Below are 22,285 nucleotides of genomic sequence, written 5' to 3'. Positions count from 1 at the left end.
CGTACTCCGGTGCTGTGGATGATGTGGTTCTGCCTGCTCTGCACGGCGGGGATCAACATTTTCGGTATCGCCATGCAGGTGCCGTTCGGCAAGGAGATGGGGTTCGCCGGCGGCATCGTGGCCACGGCCATGTCGCTCAAGGCGATCGTGAACGGGACCGGCCGGGGAGTCATCGGTTGGATCTCCGACCGGTACGGACGCCGCAACACGCTGATCATCGTCTGTCTGGTCCTGGGATCCGCACAGTTCGGGGTGTTCTTCTCCGGGGACATCGGCTCGATGCCGTTCTTCCTGTTCTGCTCGATGGTCTCCGGCTTCGGTGGCGGCGCCATCTTCCCGCTGTTCGCGGCGATGACCGCGGACTACTTCGGTGAGAACAACAACGCCTCGAACTACGGAATGGTCTACAGCTCGAAGCTGATCTCCGGCCTGGTCGGCTCCGGTGTCGGCGCCCTCGTGGTCGGCGCCTGGGGCTACGGCGGCGCCTTCGCCCTGGCAGGCAGCATCGGGCTCGCCTCCGCGGTACTGGCGGTGTTCCTGCGGGCGCCGGGCCGGCCGAAGCAGGAGGGCGTCCACACGGCCACAGGCGCGGTCGCGAGGGAGGCGCTCTGAGCAGGAGGTGAGGTTTGGCCCCGCCGTGCGCGGGGCGGAGCCGGGGTGTCCCCGCGCGGGGCCTCCGCACTGAGCCGCCCACACTCCTGACGACCACTTCTGATTTCCCCTCTGTCGCCCCGGTTCGCCGGGGCGACAACGTTCTGCCCGGCTCCGTTCTGCACGGGCATCGACCCTGAGAGGCGACCGAGCATGTCGACATCGACACCTTCCGGTGCACGCCCGTCCACCGGTTCCCCTGGCCAGGAATCGGTCACCGACTCCCTGGTGCGGGCCAACCGCGCCTACGCTGACGCGTTTCGCAACCCCGGTATGGATGCCCGTCCCGTCCTCGGCGTGGCGGTTGTGGCCTGCATGGACGCCCGAATCGACCTGCACGCCGCGCTCGGCCTCGAGCTGGGGGACTGCCACACCATCCGCAATGCCGGTGGAGTGGTCACCGACGACACCATCCGCTCCCTCGCCATCAGCCAGCGTGCCCTGAACACCCGAAGCGTCGTCCTCATCCACCACACGGGGTGCGGCCTGCAGACGCTGACCGAGGAGTTCCGGTACGAGCTGGAGCGGGAGGTCGGGCAGAGGCCGGCCTGGGCGGTGGAGTCGTTCCGGGACGTCGACCAGGACGTACGGCAGTCGATGCGGCGGGTGCATACGTCGCCATTCCTACCGCACACCGACGACGTGAGGGGCTTTGTCTTCGACGTGGCGTCGGGGCTGCTGAGGGAGATCTCAGACCCCGACTGAGCGTCCCTGCATCCTCGCGATCTTGCGCCTCTCGAAGGGGAGTTGGGTGGCCGAGGCCGTCCGACACATAGCACTGCGGGCATCAATGGCATACTGTATGCAATGCAGGCAGTGTCTCGCCGATCCGCGAGCCGCGGCCGACCGAGGCCATCGGGACCGCCCGCCCGGGGCGGATCGGACATCGCACCTGAGGGGGCGCCCCGTGTCGTATCCCAGCGCATTGCATGACGTCCTGGACCACATCATCGCTCCGGCCGGCGAACTGGCGTGCCAGGAAGGGAAGTTCCCGCGCACAGCGGTCATGGCCCTCGGCCGGGCCGGGCTCCTCGGGCTGACCTGCTCGGCAGAACCAGCCGGTGGCGGAACCGACTTGGCGCGAGCCGCCGAGGTGGTCGCCCGGGTCATGCCCGTGTGTCCGGCTACGGCCGCGGTGCTCCAGTCCCACTATGCGGCGGCCGCGGTGGTCGAGGCGTACGGCGGCCGGTGGCTGCGGGGTGAGGTGGCGGCCGGCCGCCACCTGTGCACCCTCGCGGTGGTGGAGGACGGCGCCGGGGGAGCGGTGCGCTCGACCGCGCGGCGTACTGGAGGCGTGGTGGCGCTGCGGGCACGCAAGCGTGATGTGGTCGCCGCAGGTGAGGCGGACAGTTATGTCTGGTCGTCGCCATCTGTCGGCTCGGACGGTGGCCTGACGCTCTGGGGCGTGCCGGCCCACGCTCCCGGTCTGTTCGTTCCGGCGCGCCCCACCGGGGCGCCGTTTGCCAGCGCCACGTCCACGGTGGTCGCCGACCCGGTGCGCGTCCCGGCCGAGGCGATGCTGGGCACGGACGGCGAGGGTTTCAAGATTCTGCTGGGCGCCGTGCTGCCGTGGCTGCTCGAGCTGTGCGACGTCGTCGGGTCCGACGCGGTGCACCCCTCCCTCGGCGCGCTGGCGCGATCCGCTTCCGGGGCCGCGCGCACCGGCGACGGTCAGGCGTTCGCGGCCTCCGCCACGATGGCTTTGCGGTAGGTGCGGGTGCGCTCGGTGTGCTTCCGCATGATCTCGCCGGCCCGCTCCGGGTCGCCCTTCGCGATGGCCTCGATGAGGCGGGCGTGCTCGTTCCAGGAGCCCTTGGAGCGGGAGTTGGCGATCGGGGTGTAGTACCAGCGGACCTTGCGCCCCACCTGTGCGATCAGCTCGGCGAGCACGTCGTTGCCGCCCACGGATGTGATGTAGGTGTGCAGGGCCGTGTTCGAGGCGACCAGGCGGTCGGTCGTACTCTCCGCCAGTGCGTCCAAGCCCTCCTGCTGGAGCTGCCACAGGCGCTCGATGTGCTCGGGCTTTGCGTGCTGCGCCGCCAGTTGTGCGGAGTAGGTCTCCAATACCGTACGGACGTCGAGGAGTTGGGTCGCCTCCTCCTGCGTGGGGGTGTGCACGAACGCCCCCTGGGCGGGCCTGAGGTCGACCCAGCCGTCCGTGTGCAGGCGCTGCAGCGCCTCGCGCACGGGCTGCCTGCTGACCCCCAGTTGCTCGGCGAGATCTGATTCGACCAGATGCTGGCCCGATTTCAGGGTGCCGTTGATGATCAGCTCTGCCAGGGCATCGGACACCGCCTGGCGCAGCGGCGTCGGGCGGGCGACCCGTCGGGCGGAGCCAGCAGTCAGGCCTCGGCGCATGGTTCTCCTGTTCCGCCTCCGAGCTCACCGAGTCGGTGGCTGTGCCGGCCGTTACCCCCGGGCGGACCGCGCGGCGGTCCGTTCAGGATACAGGTTTTCGTATGCAGTGTGATGTCCCGTGACGACCTTGCGTGATGTCCCACCGGGGCGGATGTCGGTCGCGGACCTGATCAACGCGGCGTGTCAAAAGCTGAGTTGACCGGCCGTCGGGGCGGATCGGCAGACGACTCCATGCGGGATTCTGTATGCAAAAAGCTTGTATGCATCAGGGTTGCGTGCTTCGCTAGGACTGTTTCGCCCCTTGCGCCGAGCGTGCGAGGGGAGGTCGAGGTGCCCCTGTGAACGCGAACCGTGGTGCTCGGACCGGACCCCCAGGTGCCCGTGCCCGTACCCCTTCCACGGCCCTGACGAAAGGCCGCACGACCATGAAGATCCGGACCAGTGATCCGACGGTGGAGCAGGTGGTGAGGAAGATCGCCGCCGCCCATCGCGAGCAGCGTGGAGCTCTGTTGCCGATCCTCCACGCCGTGCAGGCCGAACTGGGGCATGTGCCCAAGGAGGCCGTACCGGTGCTCGCCGACGAGCTCAACCTCTCGCGGGCCGACGTGCACGGAGTGGTGAGCTTCTACCACGACTTCCGCGCCGAGCCCGCGGGTCACCGTACCGTCCGCGTCTGCCGCGCCGAGGCCTGCCAGGCCCAGGGCGCGGGGCATCTCGTGGAGTACGTACGGCAGATGGGGCTCACTCTGGGCCGGACCGCCGAGGACGGTTCGGTCACCGTCGAGCAGGTCTTCTGCCTCGGCAACTGCGCCCTCGGCCCCGCCGTCGAGGTCGACGGACGCCTGTACGGCCGGGTGGACACGGAGCGGCTAGGCGCGCTGCTGCACGGAACCGACCAGACGCGGCGCGACGGCGTCGGCGCGACATCCGACGGAAGTGAGGCACCCCGGTCATGACCCAGCATCCCGCACAGCCCCATGTGCGGATCTACGTCCCCCGCGACTCGGCCGCCCGGTCCGTGGGCGCCGACGAGGTGGCCGCTGCAATCAAACAGGCCGCCGACAGCGCTGACCTGGCCGTCGATCTCGTACGCACCGGATCGCGCGGCATGCTCTGGCTCGAACCACTGGTCGAGGTCGCCACCGAGCGCGGGCGTATCGGCTACGGTCCGGTGACCCCCGACGACGTTCCCGCACTGCTCGCCGCCGGGCTGTCCGACGGCGACGAGCACCCCCTGCGCCTCGGCCCGGTGGACGAACTGCCCTGGCTGGCCCGGCAGAACCGGGTCACTTTCGCGCGCGTCGGCGTCATCGATCCGCTCGATGCCGACGACTATCTGCGCCACGGCGGCCTCACCGGGCTGCGCACCGCGCTGAAGCTCGCGCCGGCCGACGTGGTCGCCGAGGTGACCGACTCGGGCCTGCGTGGGCGTGGCGGGGCGGGCTTCCCCGCAGGCATCAAATGGAAGACCGTCCTTGACTGCCCGGGCGAGCTGAAGTTCATCTGCTGCAACGCCGACGAGGGCGACAGCGGGACCTTCGCCGACCGCATGCTCATGGAGGGTGACCCGTTCCTGCTCATCGAGGGCATGACGATCGCCGCGCACGCCGTCGGCGCCCGAGAGGGCTACTTCTACATCCGCTCCGAGTACCCGGACGCGGTCGCCACGATGCGCGCCGCCATCGACATCGCCCGCGAGCGCGGCTGGCTCGGCACCTCGGTCCTCGGCACGGCGCTCGACTTCGATCTGCATGTGCGGGTCGGAGCGGGCGCGTACATCTGCGGTGAGGAGACCTCCATGCTGGAGAGTCTGGAGGGCAAGCGCGGCATGGTCCGCGCGAAGCCGCCGATCCCCGCGATCGAGGGCCTGTTCGGCAAGCCGACCGTCGTCAACAACGTCCTGACGCTTGCTACCGTCCCCGTCGTCCTCGCCCAGGGCGCCAAGGCGTACCAGGAGCTGGGAGTGGAGCGCTCCCGTGGCACCCAGGTGTTCCAACTCGGAGGAAACATCGCCCACGGCGGCATCGTCGAGACCGCCTTCGGTATCACGCTGCGCGAACTCATCGAGGAGTACGGCGGTGGTACGCGATCGGGCCGGCCGGTGCGCACCGCGCAGGTCGGCGGGCCGCTCGGCGCCTACCTTCCGCCCTCCTCGTTCGACCTGCCGATGGACTACGAGGCGTTCGCCGCGGCCGGGGCGATGGTCGGACACGGCGGCATCGTGGTCTTCGACGACACCGTCGACATGGCCGCCCAGGCACGCTTCGCCATGGAGTTCTGCGCGGCCGAGTCCTGCGGCAAGTGCACCCCGTGCCGGGTCGGTTCGGTGCGCGGCGTCGAGGTGATCGACAAGATCGTGGCGGGGGAGCAGAGGGACGAGAACCTGGCACTCCTCGACGACCTGTGCGAGCTGATGACCGAGGGCTCGCTGTGCGCGATGGGCGGACTGACCCCGCTGCCCGTGCGCAGCGCCCTTGCTCACTTCGCGGACGACTTCCTCGGCGAAGTCTCCGCCGACACGAGGACGGAGGGCACGGTATGACCCTGCTCAAGGAACCCGATCACGGCACCCCGGAGCGACCGGGGGAGGCCACGGTGGCGCTCGAGGTGGACGGCATGCCGGTGAGCGTGCCGGAGGGCACCTCGGTGATGCGTGCCGCCTCGCTGGCCGGCGTCGACATCCCCAAACTGTGTGCCACCGACTCCCTGGAGGCCTTCGGCTCCTGCCGGCTGTGCGTGGTCGAGATCGACGGCCGGCGCGGCACGCCCGCCTCCTGCACCACCCCGTGCGCCGACGGTATGAAGGTGCGCACCCAGACACCCAAGGTGGAGAAGCTGCGCCAGGGCGTCATGGAGCTCTACATCTCCGACCACCCGCTGGACTGTCTGACCTGCCCCGCCAACGGCGACTGCGAGTTGCAGGACATGGCGGGCGTCGTCGGACTGCGCCAGGTGCGTTACGGCTACGAGGGGGAGAATCACCTCGATGCCGAGAAGGACACCAGCAACCCCTACTTCGACTTCGACGCGTCCAAGTGCATCGCCTGTTCCCGCTGCGTCCGCGCCTGCGGCGAGGTCCAGGGCACATTCGCCCTGACCATCGAGGGGCGTGGCTTCGACTCCAAGGTGGCGGCGGGCGCGGGGGAGTCCTTCATGGACTCCGAGTGCGTCTCCTGCGGAGCCTGCGTGCAGGCGTGCCCGACGTCCACGCTCCAGGAGAAGTCGGTCGTCGACCTCGGCATGCCCACCCGCTCGGTCCTCACCACCTGTGCGTACTGCGGCGTCGGCTGCTCCTTCAAGGCCGAACTGCGCGGCAACGAACTCGTCCGCATGGTGCCGTACAAGGACGGCGGCGCCAACGAGGGCCATGCGTGCGTCAAGGGCCGCTTCGCCTTCGGCTACGCCACGCACCCCGACCGCGTCCTCAAGCCCATGGTGCGCGAGAAGATCACGGACTCGTGGCGTGAGGTCGAGTGGGACGAGGCCATCGCCACCGTAGCGCGCCGGATGCGGGCTCTGCAGGACACGTACGGGACGGGCGCGGTCGGCGCGATCACCTCCTCGCGGTGCACGAACGAGGAGGTGTACGTCGTCCAGAAGATGGTCCGCGCCGCGTTCGGCAACAACAACGTCGACACCTGTGCGCGCGTCTGCCACTCGCCCACCGGATACGGGCTCAAGCAGACCTTCGGTGAATCCGCGGGCACCCAGGACTTCCGCTCGGTCGCCGAGGCCGACGTCATCATGGTGATCGGCGCCAACCCCACTGACGGACACCCGGTGTTCGCCTCCCGGATGAAGCGCCGGCTGCGCGAGGGCGCCCGCCTCATCGTGATCGACCCGCGCCGCATCGACCTCGTGCGCTCGCCGCACATCGAGGCCGACCACCATCTGCAACTGCGACCGAGTACCAACGTGGCCGTGGTCAACGCCATGGCGCACGTGGTGGTCACCGAGGCGCTCGTCGACCAGAGCTTCGTGGCCGAGCGGTGCGAGGGCTACGAGGAGTGGGCTGCGTTCGTGGCCCGCCCCGAGAACAGCCCCGAGGCCGTCGAGCCGGTCACCGGGGTCCCGGCCGACGAACTGCGCGCGGCCGCCCGGCTGTACGCGGGCGCACCCAACGGGGCGATCTACTACGGTCTGGGCGTCACCGAGCACAGCCAGGGCTCGACCATGGTCATGGGAATGGCCAACCTTGCGATGGCGTGCGGGAACATCGGCCGCGACGGCGTGGGCGTCAATCCGCTGCGCGGCCAGAACAACGTCCAGGGCTCCTGCGACATGGGCTCCTTCCCGCACGAACTGCCCGGCTACCGGCACGTCTCCGACGACGCGGTACGCACCGTGTTCGAAGACCTGTGGGGCACCGCCCTGCTGTCCGAGCCGGGGCTTCGCATCCCCAACATGTTCGACGCGGCCATCGACGGCTCCTTCCGCGGCCTGTTCGTGCACGGCGAGGACATCGCGCAGTCCGACCCGAACCTGAAGCACGTCACCGCGGCCCTCGAGGCGATGGAACTCGTCGTCGTCCAGGACCTGTTCCTCAACGAGACCGCCAAGTTCGCGCACGTGTTCCTGCCCGGGGCGTCGTTCCTGGAGAAGGACGGCACCTTCACCAACGCGGAGCGCCGTATCAACCGGGTGCGCGCGGTGATGGCACCGAAGGCGGGCAAGCACGAGTGGCAGATCGTCACCGAGATCGCCACCGCCATGGGGTATCCGATGGCGTACGACCACCCGAGCCAGATCATGGACGAGATCGCCACGGTCACCCCGACCTTCGAGGGCGTCTCCTTCACGCTGCTCGACAAGCTGGGCAGCGTCCAGTGGCCGTGCAACGCCGACGCGCCCGAGGGCACGCCCATCATGCACACCGACGAATTCGTCCGCGGCAAGGGCAAGTTTGTCGTCACCTCGTACGTACCGACCAATGAGCGCTCCACCCGCCGCTTCCCACTGGTGCTCACCACCGGGCGCATCCTCAGCCAGTACAACGTCGGGGCGCAGACACGCCGTACAGGCAACGTCGCCTGGCACCCCGAGGACGTACTGGAACTGCACCCCCACGACGCGGAGGACCGCGGGATCACCGACGGTGACCCGGTCACCCTGGCCAGCCGCGTCGGCCGCACCACGCTGAGGGCCCTGGTCTCCGACCGGATGCCGACCGGCGTCGTCTACACGACCTTCCACCACCCGGTCACCGGCGCCAACGTGGTGACCACGGAGAACTCCGACTGGGCGACCAACTGCCCGGAGTACAAGGTGACGGCCGTCCAGGTCGCCCTGGCGCCGCCGGGGCACGAAGGGGCCACGCCGGCCTCCGAGGCCCCCGTGGGCGCCCTGACGGCGGGGGAATGACAAACATGTCCGCCACTGAGCCGTCCGAGTGCCGCATGGCCAATGACATCGCCCTGAACCTCGCCCATCTGCCCAGCGGGCAGGCGGCCACCGAACTGGCCGGACACATCGACAGGTTCTGGGACCCGCGGATGCGCACCAGGTTGCGCGCGCTGGTGGAATCCGACGCGCCGGGCGTGCTCCCGCTGGTCGTAGAGGCGGTGAAGTTGCTGCGCTGACGGAGGAGTTGAGAGCGCGGCCCGCTGCGGTGTGACGCAGCGGGTCCTGTCTCGTGCAGCCCCGCGGGGAGCCCCGCGGGGCCCTTCGGCATGCCCGGAACCGGTCGTCCCGCTCGACTGTGGTCCATAACTGCACTGCCCCAAAGGGTAGTTGGGTAATGCACTGGTCAAGCTTCATGCTGCCCCACTGGACACACGATTTCTATTCTCCATACCGTATGCAATCACCGGTCGGGCTCCCTGCGCCGCGACCGGCAGGTCAGTTGTCTGCCATACCTCGCCGCGGTCCCGAACCCGCCGCGCCGAGGCCGAACCACCAGGTCACCGCCTGCACGCCGGCGGACTCCGGTATGCCGCCCCGAACCCGTGACGCGCCGACGGCGTACCCCCTACCCGCGCCCGGCGAGAGCCCGGGCGCGCACCGTGGAGGGGAGTCGCTTTCACCCACCGCATGAAGAGCAAGGCACCAGGGGGCGCACGCCAAGCTCTCTTTCAGGCAAGGGAAGGCACACATGTCAGAAACACCGCAGGCGACTTCCTCCTCGTACCGCGAGGTCGCCGATGCCAACGGACGCATCTACCGGATCGGGGAGAGCGACCGCTCGATCCTGGGCAGGCCTCGGGCGTGGATGGTCTGGCTCCCGTGGATCGCGATGATGGGCGTCAGCGTCTACGAATACGGTTACAGCTCGGCCGAGGCGACCCTCGAGCACGCCCATGGCTGGACCCTCACCGAGGCCTTCTGGATCGCCAGTATCTGGGCAGTTTTCCAGGCGGGCGTCGCCTTTCCCGCGGGCAGGCTCCGGGAGACCGGAAAGCTGTCCGCCAAGACGGGAATGCTCCTCGGAGCGGTACTGTCCGGGCTCGGCTTCCTCTCCATCTCCCACGTCTCGAACCCGATCGTGGTGATACTCGGCTACTCGGTGCTCGGCGGCGCCGGCTCCGGACTCGTCTACGCAACCTGTATCAACATGGTCGGCAAGTGGTATCCGGACAACAAGGGCGCGCGGACCGGCTTCGTCAACGGCGGATTCGCCTACGGCACACTGCCGTTGATCTTCGTGTTCAGCTACTGGTTCCACGCCGACAACTACCGGTTGGTCCTCGACCTCATCGCCCTGGGCATGGTCCTCCTCGTCGGCGCCTGCGGCTTCTTCTTCCGCGACCCGCCCAAGAGCTGGTGGCCGCACGACGTGGACCCGCTCAACCGCGGCGGTGGCGAGGACGCCGAGCGTGTGGCGCGCAGGCTGCGCAAGAACCCGCCGGCCAAGGGGCAGTTCACTCCCATGCAGGCGATCAGGACCGGCCAGCTGCCGCTGATGTGGTTCGCCCTGGTCTGCATCGGCGGCGTCTCGCTCTTCGGCATCAACTTCCAGGTCCCCTTCGCCAAGAGCCTCGGGTTCGGGCCGCTGATCGCCGCCTCGTCGGCGGGTGTGCTCGCCGTGGTCAACGGGGTGGGCCGGGCCGCCGTGGGGTGGTTGTCGGACACCCTGGGCCGCCGCCAGACCCTGACGCTGGTGCTCGTGATCGCGGGCGTCGCGCAGTTCGGCGTGCTGTGGTCGGGGCAGGCCCACAACGAGCCGCTGTTCCTTATTTTCGCGTTCGTCAACGGCTTCGGCGGCGGCGCCTTCTACCCTCTGTTCGCGGCACTGGTCCCGGACTACTTCGGGGAGAACAACAATGCCACCAACTACGGCCTCGTCTACAGCGCCAAGCTGGTCGGCGGTGTCGGCGGCGGTGGCGTGGCCGCTTCGGTGATCAGCGCCTGGGGTTACGCGGGCGGCTACTACCTGGCAGGCGGCATCGCCTTTTTGTCGGCTCTGATCACCTTGCTGCTGCGCCAGCCCGGCCGGCCCGCGGACCAGGAGCGGCCCGCCGCGCCGGCCGTCGCCGACAGCATTGGGCTGACGGGCGCGGCGAACTGAGTGAAGGCCCGGGCGCGACTTCGCGCCCGGGCCCGCGGACCGTGCGCGGGTGCCGACACAGCGTTGGGCGGCGGCGGCAGTCGTCCGGCGCGGCGGCCGTGGCACGGGTCGGGCCGGACGGTGGGGTGCGCTCCCTGCTCCGTCCGGCCCCGGCCCATTTCCGCGTCAGGTCCCTCATGTGTGGTGTGGTCGGTTGAAGTCGCCGCGGTCACACCCCGGCCGGGGGTGCCGCGGTCAGCTGCCGGCAGTAGAAGTCGGTGGTCGTCCTGGTGTGATGGTGCATCAGTTCTTCCGCCCGATCGGCGTCACCGGCCGCGATGCGGTCGATGATGTCGGCGTGCTCGTTCCACGCGTCCTTGCCGCGTGGCCGGGCGATGGGCATGTAGTACCAGCGCACCCGGCGGTCGACCTGCCGGATCAGTTCGGCGAGGATGGGGTTGCGCGCGAGCTCGGTGATGAAGCCGTGCAGCGCAGCGTTCGCCTCGACGATGCCGCGGGCGTCGTCCGCGGAGAGTGCTGCTGTTCCGGCGGCCTGCAGTTCCCACAGGCGCGTGATGTCCGGGCCGGTCGCGTACTGTGCGGCGCCGCGCGCCGAGTGGGTCTCCAGGACGGCGCGGACGCTGAGGAGCTGGGTGGCCTCCTCGACGGTCGGGCTGTGCACGAATGCGCCCTGCGCGGGGCGCAGGTCCACCCATCCGTCGGCCTGGAGGCGCAGGAGCGCCTCGCGCACCGGTTGGCGGCTCACGCCGAGTTCCTCGGCCAGTTCGGCCTCGATCAGATGCTGGCCCGGCTGGAGTACGCCCCCCACGATCAGCTCGATCAGGACGTCGTAGACGGCCTGGCGCAGGGGCACGGGCCTGTTGACGGGTGTCGTCACGGTGGCTGGGGAAGTGTGTGGCTCGCGCATGGGTTCCCTGGTGGTGGGCGGCGGGGAGGTGCCGGCGATGGAGCGAGAGGAATCACGTACAGCATATAGGCTTCTGTATGCAATCTGTGTATGTCAGGCAGGTGCGGGCTGTTCCGCCGTCCGGCGTCCCGCTTCCGGGCTCGGGTCACTCGCCGCCAGTTCGCGCAGGATCGCTTCCACGCTCTGCTTGGCGTCACCGAAGAGCATGCTGCTGTTCTCCCGGAAGAACAGCGGGTTCTGCACACCTGCGTACCCGGAGGCCATGGACCGCTTGAACACGACGACTTGCTCCGCCTCCCACACCCGCAGCACCGGCATCCCCGCGATGGGGCTGGCCGGATCGTCCATCGCCGCCGGGTTGACGGTGTCGTTGGCGCCGATGACCAGGACCACCGAGGTGTCGGCGAAGTCGTCGTTGATCTCGTCCATCTCCAGGACGACGTCGTACGGTACGCGGGCCTCGGCAAGGAGCACGTTCATGTGCCCCGGCAGCCGCCCCGCCACGGGATGCACGCCGAAGCGCACGGTCACGCCGCGCTCCCGCAGGCGGCGCGTCAACTCCGCCACCGGGTGCTGAGCCTGGGCGACCGCCATGCCGTACCCCGGCGTGATGATCACCTGAGTGGCGCCCGCCAGCGCGCTTGCGGTGTCCTCGGCGCTGATCTCCTGGTGCTCGCCCTGCTCCTGCTCGCCGCTGGGTGCGGCCTCGACGCCGAAGCCACCTGCGATGACGGAGAGGAAGGACCGGTTCATCGCCCGGCACATGATGTACGACAGGTAGGCGCCGGAGGAGCCGACCAGCGCCCCGGTCACGATGAGCAGGTTGTTGTCCAGCAGGAAGCCGGCCGCGGCGGCGGCCCAGCCCGAGTAGCTGTTGAGCATGGAGACCACGACGGGCATGTCGCCGCCGCCGATGGAAGCGACCAGATGCCAGCCCAGGACGAGCGCGAGCACGGTGACGGCGATCATCAGAGCGAGGTTCGGGCTGACGGTGAACCAGACGGTCAGGGTCACGAACGCGAACAGGGCGCCGACGTTGAGCAGGTTCTTCCCGGGCAGGGTCAGCGGCTGGGACTTGATGCGCGCCGACAGTTTCAGGAACGCGATCACGGAGCCTGTGAAGGTGACCGCGCCGATGAAGATGCCGATGAACACCTCGGCGTGATGGATCCGCAGCAGCGACCCGGCCAGCTCGGTGGAGCCCGGGTGCTGCGCCTCGACCTCCAAGTAGCTGTTCCAGCCGATCAGTACGGCGGCGAGCCCGACGAGGCTGTGGAGCACGGCGATCAGCTCGGGCATCTGGGTCATCTCGACCCGGCGGGCCTGCCACAGGCCGATCGCGCCACCGATCGTGCCCGCGACGGCGATCAGCGCGATCGACTCGCCGGAGACGGAACGCCCGGCGACGACGACGGTGGCGACGAGCGCAAGCGCCATTCCCGCGACGCCGTAGGCCACCCCCGCCCGGGCGGTGTGGTGCCGGGAGAGCCCCGCGAGGCTGAAGACGAAGAGCAGCGCGGCGACGATGTCGGCGGCCTGGGCCGCCGTGGATGCGTTCATCGAATTTCAGCCTTTCGAGAACATGCTGAGCATGCGACGGGTGACGGCGAACCCACCGAAGATGTTCACGGTGGTGAGCAAGATGGCCAGGAAAGCCAACACACTGATGGCCAGGGGCGGGTGGCCGATCTGGAGCAGTGCCCCGACCACCACGATCCCTGAGATCGCATTGGTCACCGACATCAGCGGGGTGTGCAGCGCGTGGTGGACCTTGCCGATCACGTAGTAGCCGATGACCACAGCAAGCGCGAACACCGTGAAGTTGGCGGCGAGTTGGGCGGGCGAGACGGCGATGAGCGCGAACAGGGCGAGCATCCCGAGCCCGATCAGTCCGTAGCGGCCGACCGGTGACAGGCGCCGCGGCGGCGCCGGATCGACCGGTGACGCCGGCGAGGCCGGGGCCTTCGCGGGCGCTACCGAGACCGCGACGGGGGGCGGCGGCCACAGCGTCTCGCCGTCGCGCACCACGGTCACCGTCCGCTGTACGACGTCCTCGAGGTCGAGGGTCAGCTGCCCGTCCCGGCCCGGGGTGAGCAGCTTCAGCAGGTTCACCAGGTTCGTGCCGTACAGCTGTGAGGCCTGGGCGGGCAGGCGGCCCGCGAGGTCGGTGTAGCCGATGATGGTGACGCCGTTCTCGGTGACGATGGCCCGATCGCTCACCGTCCCTTCGACATTCCCGCCCTGCGCCGCCGCCATGTCGACGATGACGCTGCCCGGTTTCATCGAGGCCACTTGATCGGCCGTGATCAGCCGTGGCGCCGGGCGCCCCGGGATCAGGGCCGTCGTGATGATGATGTCGACATCCCTGGCCTGCTCGGAGTAGATCTCGGCGGCGCGCAGGTCGTACGCCTCGGACGTGGCTCGCGCGTATCCGTCGCCCGCCGACTCCTGTTCGACCTCGACGGGCAGGAACTCGCCGCCGAGTGACCGTACTTGGTCGGCGACCTCGCCGCGCGGGTCGGTGGCCCGGACCACCGCGCCGAGGCTGCCCGCGGCTCCGATGGCCGCGAGGCCGGCCACTCCGGCGCCGGCCACCAGCACCTTCGCGGGAGGCACTTTGCCCGCCGCGGTGACCTGTCCGGTGAAGAACCGTCCGAAGGCGTGGGCCGCCTCGATGACCGCCCGGTAGCCGGCGATGTTGGCCATCGAACTGAGCACGTCCAGGGACTGGGCCCGCGAGATGCGGGGCACGGCGTCCATGGACAACGCGGTCAGCCGCCTGCTCGCGAGCTGGGTGAGGAGTTCGGGGTGTTGCGCGGGGGCGAGCAGGCCGACGATCGTCGCCCCGTCCCGCAGTCGTCGCACCTCGTCGTGGGACGGCGCGTTGACCTTGAGAACGACATCGGCGCGCCAGGCGTCGTCGAGGCGCGCGCCCGCCTCGACGTACGACGCGTCGGAGAAGCCCGATGCGGCTCCGGCGTCGGTCTCGACGACGATCTCGTAACCGAGTCCGATGAGGCGGCGGACGGTATCCGGGGTGGCCGCCACTCTGGTCTCCCCGGAGGTCGACTCGGCGACCACGCCTATGCGTTGTGGTGGTGACGCAGACATTGCTCTCCTTTTCTCAGGGGCCTTGCGGGTCCGTCGGCGCACGGGGGAGCGTCAGGAGCGGAGGAAACGGGGCACCGGACAGGAGGCGCGCAGCATATTGTGCGCCGTTCGCTCGACGCCAGGGTGAATCCGGGCGGGTGGTCGGGGGCATCTGGGCCGTGTCAGTTCGGGTTCGACAGGTATACACTGGACCCACGGATTGCATACAGTATTCAATCACACCCTCACCCTTCCTCTCGAGAGGAGATGCCGTGAAGATTGCTGTCCTCGGAGCCGGCGCGATCGGAGCATTCGTAGGAGCGGCCCTGCACCGGGGTGGTGCCGATGTCCACCTGATCGCCCGCGGTCCGCACCTGCAGGCCATCCGCGAGCGCGGCGTCAGCGTCATCAGCCCGCGCGGGGACTTCATCGCCCACCCGCACGCCACCGACAACCCCACCGAGATCGGACCCGTGGACTTCGTGTTCCTCGGGCTGAAGGCACACTCCTATGCGTCCAGCGGCCCGCTGATCGAACCGCTCCTCGGCGCGCACACCGCCGTCGTCGCCGGGCAGAACGGCATCCCGTGGTGGTACTTCCACCGGCTCGCCGGCCCCTACGAGGGCCGTCGGATCGAGGCGGTGGACCCGGGCGGCGCGACCAGCAAGGTCCTCGCACCGGAGCGGGCCGTGGGCTGCGTGGTCTACCCTGCCACCGTCATCGAGGCCCCTGGCGTGATCCGCCACATCGAAGGCACCCGCTTCTCCATCGGTGAACCCGGTGGAGGGATCTCGGCGCGGTGCACCGCGCTGAGCGAGGCGATGATCGCGGGTGGACTGAAGTGCCCCGTGGAGCCGAACCTGCGGGACGACATCTGGATCAAACTGATGGGCAACGTCGCGTTCAACCCGATCAGCGCGCTCACCCGGGCCACGATGGTCGAGATCTGCCAACATCCGCCTACGCGACGCCTGGTGGCCCAGCTCATGGAGGAGACGCTGGACATCGCATCCCGGGTCGGGAGCACACCGGACATCTCCATCGAGAAGCGGCTGCGGGGCGCGGAGGGGGTCGGCAACCACAAGACGTCGATGCTCCAGGACCTGGAGGCGGGCAAGCAGTTGGAACTCGACGCCATCGTCACCGCGGTGGTGGAGATGGCCGACATCACGGGTGCCGAGGCACCCAGGCTCCGAGCGGTGCACGCTGCCACGGACCTGCTGGCGCGCCGCACCGGCACGGGATGAGAGCCGGCCCGGCTCCCGCAACGACGGGGAGCCGGGCCTTCGGTGTGGGCGAGGCGCCGCCCCGGTCGCCGGGTAAGCTCGGGCAGCGCAGCCACCGCAGGCGTGTTCGACCTGGTCGGGGCGGGGACGTATGGAGTGCGCGGGACGAAGCAGGAGGCGAGCATGCTCTTCCGTCAGCTGGAGTACTTCGTGGCGGTGGCCCGCGAGAAGCACTTCGCGCGGGCCGCGGACGCCTGCTTCGTCTCACAGCCCGCGCTGTCTGTGTCGATCGCCAAACTGGAGCGCGAGCTCAACGTCACACTGATCAATCGCGGCCACAATTATCAGGGACTGACGCCCGAAGGAGAGCGTCTGGTCGTCTGGGCCAAGAGGATCCTCGCCGAGCAGGAGGCGTTCAAGGCCGAGGTGGCCGCGGTCCAGTCGGGCATCACCGGGACACTGCGGCTGGGCGCGGAGCCCACGGCCTCGACGACGCTCGCGCTGCCGGTGACGGCGTTCTGCGCCGCGCACCCGCTGGCCAAGGTCCAGGTGCGGTCCCGCCTGTCCACGACGGAACTCATCCGGCAGCTCCGCGCCTTCGAACTCGACGCGGCCATCGCCCACTTCGGCCCCGAGGACCGCGACGGACTGCAGGTGACGCCGCTTTACGAGGAGCGGTACATGCTGCTCGCCGCGGCCGATCAGCTGCTGCCCCAGTCCGATACTCTGACCTGGGCCGAGGCGTCCCAGCTGCCGCTCGCGCTGCTCACCCCCGACATGCGGATCCGGCAGGTCATCGACGCCGCGTTCACCCGCAGCGGAGTCACCGTCATCCCGCAGGTGGAGACCGACTCCGTGGCCACCCTGTACGCGAACGTGGGCGCGGGCGCCTGCACCAGCATCGTGCCGCACACCTGGCTGCGGGCCCTGCCGGTCACCGGCCGGATGCGCGTGCTGCGGCTTGTCGAGCCGGACGCGCGGGCGCTCATCTCGGTCGCGATCCACGACGCGACGCCGGGCTCGCTCGCGGCCCGCGCGTTCATCACGGCGGCGGCCTCACTGCGCCTGGACGAGTTCTTCGACCGGCCGCTGCCTGTGCCCGAACCCCTGGTCCGCTGAGCCGAGGCGGCTCCGGCGGGCCGGCCCGGCCGGAGCGTCACCGGGCGAAACGCAGCTGGACCGCCTGCCGGTCCAGCGCTCCCTTGGCCGTGCGCGGCAGCGCCGGGACGACCTGGATCCGCTCGGGCACCTCGAAAGCGGCCAGCCGGCCCAGGCAGTACCTGACGATCTCCGCGGGCTCCACGTCCTCCTCCTCGCGCAGCACCACCGCCGCGCCCACCCGATACCCGTTCCGCTCGTCCGGCACCCCGAACACGGCTGCCTCGGCGACGGCGGGACAACCGCACAGCACGTCCTCGACGTACTCGGGGGAGACCTGGTCGCCCGCCCGGATGATCAGGTTCCTGATCCGGCCGGTGAGGAACAGGGCTCCGTCGGCATCCAGATGCCCCAGGTCCCCGGTGCGCAGCCAGCCCCCGCCGAAACCCTGCACTGTCGCAGCCGAATCGGCGAGATAGCCCCTGGCCACGCTGGGGCCGCGCACCCAAACCTCGCCCTGCACACCGGGCGGGCACGCCTGCCCCGACGGGTCGACGACCTGGACCCGCGTCCCGGTCGGCCGGCCCACCGAGCCGCGCTTGGACGTACCGGGCGGCGGCAGGGATTCACTGCTCGCCTGATGGGCGGCCTCCGTCATGCCGTAGGCCGACAGCAGCGGCACCCCGAGGGTGCGCTCCAGGGCCCGCTGGGTCGCGGTGTTGAGCGGAGCGCTGGAACTGCGGGCGAAGCGCAGGGGCGGTGCCAGCGGCACGAGATGGTCGCCGGCCGAACGGTCGAGGAGGATCTCGTGGACGGCGGGCACCGCGGTGAACCAGGTGGCACCCACCGCGCGCATGTCGTCCCAGAACGTATCGGCCGAGAAGCGCCCCCCGGCCGGGAGCAGCACGCAGCCGCCGCCGGCGAGCGTGGCGAGCAACGCCGCGACCAGCCCGTGCGTGTGGAAGAGCGGCATGACCGCCACCGTCGCGTCCCGCGGCCCCAGTTCGTACGTCGCGCACACCACACGTACCGCCGCGGCCACGTTCCCGTGGGTCAGCGGCACCAGGCGGGCCCGGTCCATCGTGCCCGCCGTCGACATGATCAGGGCGTCGTCCTCGGCGAGGCCCGGCGTGCGTGTTCCGTACAGCCCGAGCGGCGCGCGCGTCGTGTCGAGCGTGACCGCACAGAGGGAGCCGGGCGTGACCCGTACCCGCACGGGCCAGGCGGCCGGCACGCCCGCGGGTGCCTCGGGCCCGCACAGCACCACCCGCGCCCCGAACACCCCCAGCCGCGCGCCCAGCTGACCGGGAGGCAGGGCCGGATCCAACGGGGCGACTACCGCGCCCGCCCGGGCCGCACCCAATAGAGACACGACGAACTCGACGGTGTTCGCGGCGACCAGTCCCACCGGGTCCCCGGGCCGCACCCCGGCGGCCGTAAGCCGGCGGGCCAAGTCATCGGCGAGCGAGGCCAGGCCGGCGTACGACAGCTCGACGCGCTCCGCACCGACGACGAGGGCCCGCGAGTGCGGACGCGCCCGCACGGGCCGGGACAGCAGATCGACGAGACCGGTGAGCGCGGGCGGGCGGTACCGGTCCGGTTCCTGCACGGACGCTGTGGCCACTGTGGTCATCACCCCACCTCCTCGAGCCAGTTGAGGCGAACAGCCGACACAGCTGCAACGGTCGACTGCGAGCCTGCGGGCCACGGCCCGTGACCGTCCAATGCACAACCGCGAACGGCCGATAGTGGCCGACTATCACCGCAGGTGCCCGGGTCGTTTCCCGCCGTTGATAAACGCTGGTTATCGGCTGGTCGTCGTCAGGTCTTGGACGGGACGTGGGTCCGGTGCAGAAGGTGGACCCACAAGCCGCACAGCATCACTTGCCCAAGGAGGACCTCGGACCATGACCGCCCCCTCACCACAGGAGACAGCGGCGAACGCCGACGCACCGGCCGAGCTCACCGACGGGTATCACCTGGTCGTCGACGCTCTGAAGCTGAACGACGTCGAGACCATCTACGGCGTGGTCGGCATCCCGATCACGGATCTGGCCCGGCTCGCCCAGGCCGAGGGCATCCGCTACATCGGCTTCCGCCACGAGAGCAACGCGGCCCACGCCGCGGCCGCGGCCGGCTACCTCACCAAGAAGCCTGGCATCGCTCTCACGGTGTCCGCGCCGGGGTTCCTCAACGGCCTCGTCGGCCTGGCCAACGCCACCACCAACTGCTTCCCGATGGTGCAGATCTCGGGGTCCAGCGAGCGCCACCTCGTCGACCTCAAGCAGGGCGACTACGAGGAGATGGACCAGCTCGCCGCCGCGCAGCCGTTCTGCAAGGCCGCGTACCGCATCAGCCGGGTCGAGGACATCGGCAGGGGGATCGCCCGTGCGCTGCGCACCGCCGTCTCCGGCCGGCCGGGGGGCGTCTACCTCGACATCCCGGCCGCCGTGCTCGGCTCCATCATGGACAAGGCGGAGGGCGCCAAGACCCTCAGCCGGCTGGTCGACCCGGCCCCGCGCCAGCTGCCCGCGCCCGAGGCGGTGGACCGTGCCATCGAACTCCTCGCCGGCGCCGAACGGCCGTTGGTGGTGCTCGGCAAGGGCGCCGCCTACGCCCAGGCCGACGACAGGATCCGGGAGTTCGTCGAGTCGACCGGCATCCCGTACGTACCGATGTCGATGGCCAAGGGCCTGCTGCCCGACGACCACCCGCAGTCGGTGGCGACCGCCCGCTCCCTCGCGCTGCGCAAGGCCGACGTCGTGATGCTCGTCGGAGCCCGTCTCAACTGGCTGCTGGGGCACGGGGAGGCGCCGCAGTGGAACCCCGACGCGAAGTTCATCCAGGTCGACATCGAGCCCAGGGAGCTGGACAGTAACCAGCCGATCGCGGCGCCGCTCGTCGGCGACGTCGAATCCGTGCTCGAGGTGCTGGCCGAGCGCACCAAGCCGGGTCAGATCTCCGCGCCCACCGCCTGGCGCGAGGAGCTCGCGGCGCGCTCCGCGCAGAACGTCGAGAAGATGGCCGGGCGTCTGGCGGCCGACCCGCACCCGATGCAGTTCATGGGCGCGCTGCGCGCCGTGCGCGACGTGCTGCTCGACAACCGACACGCGTACCTCGTCAACGAGGGTGCCAACGCCCTCGACATGGCGCGCAACGTCATCGACATGCACGTCCCGCGCCACCGCCTGGATGTCGGCACCTGGGGTGTGATGGGGATCGGCATGGGCTACGCGATTGCCGCCGCTGTGGAGACCGGCCAGCCAGTGATCGCCGTCGAGGGCGACAGCGCCTTCGGGTTCAGCGGCATGGAGCTGGAGACGATCTGCCGGTACCAGCTCCCCGTCACCACCGTGATTATGAACAACGGCGGTGTGTACCGCGGAAACGACGTCAACCCCCTCGACGACGCCCCGTCGCCCACCACCCTGATGCTGTCCGCCCGGCACGACCTCATGATCGAGGCGTTCGGCGGCAAGGGCTACCGCGCCACCACCCCCGCCGAGGTCACCGCGGCCCTCACCGAGTCGCTCGCCGCGGGCGGCCCCGCCCTCATCGACTGCGCCATCGACCCGGGCGCGGGCACGGAGAGCGGTCACATCGCACACCTCAACCCCAAGGGCATCACCGTCGGCAACATCGTGCCTTCGAAGAAGTGACCCGCCCACCACACCTGGCAAGCGACCTCTCAACATCAGCAAGCACAACCGCCGTTCGCCGCGCAACCCATCACGAGAAGGACTCAGACATGAGTGAACAGCCGCTCGCAGGCCTCAAGGTGATCGACTTCACCGGGGTCCAGGCCGGCCCCGCCTGTACGCAGATGCTCGCCTGGTTCGGCGCCGACGTCATCAAGGTCGAGCGCATCAACGGCGGCGACGTGACCCGCCAGCAGCTCAGGGACATCCCGGACCTCGACGCCTTGTACTTCACCATGCTCAACTCCAACAAGCGCTCCCTGGCGATCAACACCAAGACGCCCGAGGGCAAGGAGGTCATGGAGAAGCTGATCCGCGAGTCGGACATCCTCGTCGAGAACTTCGCGCCCGGCGCCATGGACCGCATGGGTCTCGGCTGGGACTACATCCACGAGCTGAACCCGCGCCTCATCCTCGGCTCGGTCAAGGGCTTCAACGACGACTCGAAGTGGAACGACCTCAAGGTCTACGAGAACGTCGCCCAGGCCGCCGGCGGCGCCGCCTCGACCACCGGATTCTGGGACGGCCCGCCCACCATCTCCGGCTCCGCGCTGGGTGACTCCAACTCCGGCATGCACCTCATGATCGGCCTGCTCACGGCGATCATCCAGCGCGACCAGACGGGGCTCGGCCAGAAGGTCTCGGTCTCCATGCAGGACGCCGTCCTCAACCTCACCCGCGTCAAGCTCCGCGACCAGCAGCGCCTGGAGAAGGTCGGCTACCTGGAGGAGTACCCGCAGTACCCGCACAGTGAGTTCGGTGAGGCCGTGCCGCGCGGCGGCAACGCGGGCGGCGGCGGCCAGCCCGGCTGGATCCTCAAGTGCAAGGGCTGGGAGACCGACCCCAACGCGTACATCTACTTCACGGTCCAGGAGCAGAACTGGGCTCGTACCTGCGAGGCCATCGGCCACGCGGAGTGGAAGGAGGACCCGGAGTACAGCACCGCCCGGGCGCGTCAGCCGCACATCATGGAAATCTTCGGCGAGATCGAGAAGTGGCTCGCCGACAAGACGAAGTACGAGGCCGTCGACATCCTGCGAGAGTGGGAGGTGCCGTGCGCCCCGGTCCTGTCGATGAAGGAGCTCGCCGAGGACCCCGACATGCGCAAGAGCGGCACCATCGTCGAGGTGGAGCAGAAGAAGCGCGGCACGTACCTGACGGTGGGTAGCCCGGTGAAGTTCTCCGGGTTCAAGCCGGACATCAAGGGTGCGCCGCTGCTTGGCGAGCACACCGATGAGGTCCTCGCGGACCTGGGCTACGACGCGGACGCCATCCGCAAGCTGCACGAGGGTTCCGTCGTCGCCTGACGCCGTGTCCGCCTGGTGACAGGGGGACAGGAGGGAGGTGTCCCGCGCGCGACCAGCGTGCGGGACACCCGCGTGTGCGGACCCAGCTACGGGTATCGGCCCGGGCGCCGGGCTCAGGATGCCATCGCCGAGATCCACCAGCTCACCAGCCGCTCCTATGAGTGGGTGGTGGAAGGGGACATCACCGCGTGCTTCGACAACGTCGACCACCAGGTCCTGATGGGCCTGGTGGAAGAGCGCGTCACCGATCGCAAGGTGCTGCGGCTGGTCCGCGCATTCCTGCGGGCGGGGATCGTCGAACGCCACGGTGGACTTGCCGCGAGCCTGACCGGCACGCCGCAGGGCGGGGTCGTCACGCCCCCAACGCAATGGGCAACTTCTGCTTCGAGGTGACGCTCGGCTACCGGCGGCTGGAACTCCTTCCTCGAGCGGAGGGTAAGGGACGT

General features: G+C 69.7%; 18 protein-coding genes. 13 read left to right on the top strand and 5 right to left on the bottom strand.

Going from position 1 to position 22,285, the window contains the following annotated elements; genetic code table 11:
* The 3 genes from ACFU6I_RS41900 to ACFU6I_RS41890 form a co-directional block, all read left to right on the top strand.
* On the top strand, positions 1–612 hold a 612-nt coding region (locus ACFU6I_RS41900; RefSeq protein ID WP_384377767.1), incomplete at its 5' end, for an MFS transporter.
* 192 nt (positions 613–804) lie between these two features.
* Positions 805–1,356, top strand: a complete 552-nt coding sequence (locus ACFU6I_RS41895) for a beta-class carbonic anhydrase (RefSeq protein WP_384377764.1) — start codon at positions 805–807, stop codon at positions 1,354–1,356.
* A 202-nt stretch (positions 1,357–1,558) separates the two neighbouring features.
* Positions 1,559–2,362 (top strand): acyl-CoA dehydrogenase family protein, encoded by an 804-nt coding sequence (locus tag ACFU6I_RS41890; RefSeq protein ID WP_384377761.1) that lies wholly within the window; start codon positions 1,559–1,561, stop codon positions 2,360–2,362.
* Here ACFU6I_RS41890 and ACFU6I_RS41885 read toward each other — a convergent pair.
* On the bottom strand, positions 2,323–3,009 hold the full coding sequence (locus tag ACFU6I_RS41885) for a GntR family transcriptional regulator (RefSeq protein ID WP_384377758.1): 687 nt from the start codon (positions 3,007–3,009) through the stop codon (positions 2,323–2,325). The two genes, ACFU6I_RS41890 and ACFU6I_RS41885, sit on opposite strands and share 40 nt — an antisense overlap.
* A gap of 425 nt (positions 3,010–3,434) precedes the next feature.
* Between ACFU6I_RS41885 and ACFU6I_RS41880 the strand changes: the two genes are divergently transcribed.
* The 5 genes from ACFU6I_RS41880 (at position 3,435) to ACFU6I_RS41860 (ending at position 10,513) form a co-directional block, all read left to right on the top strand.
* Positions 3,435–3,965, top strand: coding sequence for a formate dehydrogenase subunit gamma (locus ACFU6I_RS41880; RefSeq protein ID WP_327122765.1), 531 nt, complete (start codon positions 3,435–3,437; stop codon positions 3,963–3,965).
* Positions 3,962–5,551, top strand: a complete 1,590-nt coding sequence (locus tag ACFU6I_RS41875) for a formate dehydrogenase beta subunit (protein ID WP_384377754.1) — start codon at positions 3,962–3,964, stop codon at positions 5,549–5,551. The genes ACFU6I_RS41880 and ACFU6I_RS41875 overlap by 4 nt, the downstream gene beginning before the upstream one ends.
* A complete protein-coding gene (gene fdhF / locus ACFU6I_RS41870; RefSeq protein WP_384377751.1) occupies positions 5,548–8,370 on the top strand; it encodes a formate dehydrogenase subunit alpha in 2,823 nt (940 codons plus the stop codon). Before ACFU6I_RS41875 ends, fdhF begins: the two co-directional genes overlap by 4 nt.
* Before the next feature lie 5 nt (positions 8,371–8,375).
* Positions 8,376–8,588 (top strand): formate dehydrogenase subunit delta, encoded by a 213-nt coding sequence (locus ACFU6I_RS41865; protein WP_384377748.1) that lies wholly within the window; start codon positions 8,376–8,378, stop codon positions 8,586–8,588.
* Between the two features lie 512 nt (positions 8,589–9,100).
* The gene (locus ACFU6I_RS41860) at positions 9,101–10,513 is read left to right on the top strand and encodes an OFA family MFS transporter (RefSeq protein WP_384377745.1); all 1,413 of its coding nucleotides are present in this window, start codon (positions 9,101–9,103) and stop codon (positions 10,511–10,513) included.
* Between the two features lie 208 nt (positions 10,514–10,721).
* On the opposite strand, the gene ACFU6I_RS41855 is transcribed toward ACFU6I_RS41860, so the two are convergent.
* From ACFU6I_RS41855 to ACFU6I_RS41845, 3 genes are all read right to left on the bottom strand, one after another.
* Entirely contained in the window at positions 10,722–11,420 is a 699-nt protein-coding gene (locus tag ACFU6I_RS41855; protein ID WP_384377742.1) for a GntR family transcriptional regulator, read from the bottom strand.
* Between the two features lie 93 nt (positions 11,421–11,513).
* Positions 11,514–12,980: a Re/Si-specific NAD(P)(+) transhydrogenase subunit beta gene (gene pntB / locus ACFU6I_RS41850; protein ID WP_384377739.1), complete on the bottom strand. Its 1,467-nt coding sequence runs from the start codon at positions 12,978–12,980 to the stop codon at positions 11,514–11,516.
* Positions 12,981–12,986: 6 nt separating this feature from the next.
* Positions 12,987–14,531 (bottom strand): Re/Si-specific NAD(P)(+) transhydrogenase subunit alpha, encoded by a 1,545-nt coding sequence (locus ACFU6I_RS41845; RefSeq protein WP_384377736.1) that lies wholly within the window; start codon positions 14,529–14,531, stop codon positions 12,987–12,989.
* Positions 14,532–14,782: 251 nt separating this feature from the next.
* On the opposite strand from ACFU6I_RS41845, the gene ACFU6I_RS41840 reads away from it, so the two are divergent.
* Together ACFU6I_RS41840 and ACFU6I_RS41835 are read left to right on the top strand one after the other, a co-directional pair.
* Positions 14,783–15,757, top strand: a complete 975-nt coding sequence (locus ACFU6I_RS41840; protein WP_384377733.1) for a 2-dehydropantoate 2-reductase — start codon at positions 14,783–14,785, stop codon at positions 15,755–15,757.
* 162 nt (positions 15,758–15,919) lie between these two features.
* Positions 15,920–16,855, top strand: coding sequence for a LysR family transcriptional regulator (locus ACFU6I_RS41835; RefSeq protein ID WP_384377730.1), 936 nt, complete (start codon positions 15,920–15,922; stop codon positions 16,853–16,855).
* A 37-nt stretch (positions 16,856–16,892) separates the two neighbouring features.
* Here ACFU6I_RS41835 and ACFU6I_RS41830 read toward each other — a convergent pair whose 3' ends face one another.
* Positions 16,893–18,467, bottom strand: coding sequence for a FadD7 family fatty acid--CoA ligase (locus tag ACFU6I_RS41830; RefSeq protein WP_384377727.1), 1,575 nt, complete (start codon positions 18,465–18,467; stop codon positions 16,893–16,895).
* 274 nt (positions 18,468–18,741) lie between these two features.
* On the opposite strand from ACFU6I_RS41830, the gene oxc reads away from it, so the two are divergent.
* The 3 genes from oxc (at position 18,742) to ACFU6I_RS41815 (ending at position 22,232) form a co-directional block, all read left to right on the top strand.
* Complete coding sequence (gene oxc, locus ACFU6I_RS41825) at positions 18,742–20,493, top strand: oxalyl-CoA decarboxylase (RefSeq protein ID WP_384377724.1); 1,752 nt, start codon at positions 18,742–18,744, stop codon at positions 20,491–20,493.
* A gap of 89 nt (positions 20,494–20,582) precedes the next feature.
* Positions 20,583–21,839 carry a formyl-CoA transferase gene (gene frc, locus ACFU6I_RS41820; protein WP_384377721.1) on the top strand — a complete coding sequence of 419 codons (1,257 nt, stop codon included), beginning with the start codon at positions 20,583–20,585 and terminating at the stop codon, positions 21,837–21,839.
* Between the two features lie 72 nt (positions 21,840–21,911).
* Entirely contained in the window at positions 21,912–22,232 is a 321-nt protein-coding gene (locus ACFU6I_RS41815) for a reverse transcriptase domain-containing protein (RefSeq protein ID WP_384377719.1), read from the top strand.
* Positions 22,233–22,285 lie beyond the last annotated feature (53 nt).

It is taken from the genome of Streptomyces sp. NPDC057486, from assembly GCF_042802415.1.
In the GTDB taxonomy this organism is placed as follows: Bacteria; Actinomycetota; Actinomycetes; order Streptomycetales; family Streptomycetaceae; genus Streptomyces; species Streptomyces yanii.
Note: the sequence above shows the minus strand (reverse complement) of the source record. Positions and strands in the feature narration are given on the sequence as shown.

What these genes read in the sequence shown, in the direction of transcription:
- ACFU6I_RS41895 (WP_384377764.1), top strand. Translation starts at nt 805, where the DNA reads ATGTCGACATCGACACCTTCCGGTGCACGCCCGTCCACCGGTTCCCCT.
- ACFU6I_RS41885 (WP_384377758.1), bottom strand. Translation starts at nt 3,009, where the DNA reads ATGCGCCGAGGCCTGACTGCTGGCTCCGCCCGACGGGTCGCCCGCCCG.
- ACFU6I_RS41880 (WP_327122765.1), top strand. Translation starts at nt 3,435, where the DNA reads ATGAAGATCCGGACCAGTGATCCGACGGTGGAGCAGGTGGTGAGGAAG.
- ACFU6I_RS41875 (WP_384377754.1), top strand. Translation starts at nt 3,962, where the DNA reads ATGACCCAGCATCCCGCACAGCCCCATGTGCGGATCTACGTCCCCCGC.
- fdhF (WP_384377751.1), top strand. Translation starts at nt 5,548, where the DNA reads ATGACCCTGCTCAAGGAACCCGATCACGGCACCCCGGAGCGACCGGGG.
- ACFU6I_RS41865 (WP_384377748.1), top strand. Translation starts at nt 8,376, where the DNA reads ATGTCCGCCACTGAGCCGTCCGAGTGCCGCATGGCCAATGACATCGCC.
- ACFU6I_RS41860 (WP_384377745.1), top strand. Translation starts at nt 9,101, where the DNA reads ATGTCAGAAACACCGCAGGCGACTTCCTCCTCGTACCGCGAGGTCGCC.
- ACFU6I_RS41855 (WP_384377742.1), bottom strand. Translation starts at nt 11,420, where the DNA reads ATGCGCGAGCCACACACTTCCCCAGCCACCGTGACGACACCCGTCAAC.
- pntB (WP_384377739.1), bottom strand. Translation starts at nt 12,980, where the DNA reads ATGAACGCATCCACGGCGGCCCAGGCCGCCGACATCGTCGCCGCGCTG.
- ACFU6I_RS41845 (WP_384377736.1), bottom strand. Translation starts at nt 14,531, where the DNA reads ATGTCTGCGTCACCACCACAACGCATAGGCGTGGTCGCCGAGTCGACC.
- ACFU6I_RS41835 (WP_384377730.1), top strand. Translation starts at nt 15,920, where the DNA reads ATGCTCTTCCGTCAGCTGGAGTACTTCGTGGCGGTGGCCCGCGAGAAG.
- ACFU6I_RS41830 (WP_384377727.1), bottom strand. Translation starts at nt 18,467, where the DNA reads ATGACCACAGTGGCCACAGCGTCCGTGCAGGAACCGGACCGGTACCGC.
- oxc (WP_384377724.1), top strand. Translation starts at nt 18,742, where the DNA reads ATGACCGCCCCCTCACCACAGGAGACAGCGGCGAACGCCGACGCACCG.
- frc (WP_384377721.1), top strand. Translation starts at nt 20,583, where the DNA reads ATGAGTGAACAGCCGCTCGCAGGCCTCAAGGTGATCGACTTCACCGGG.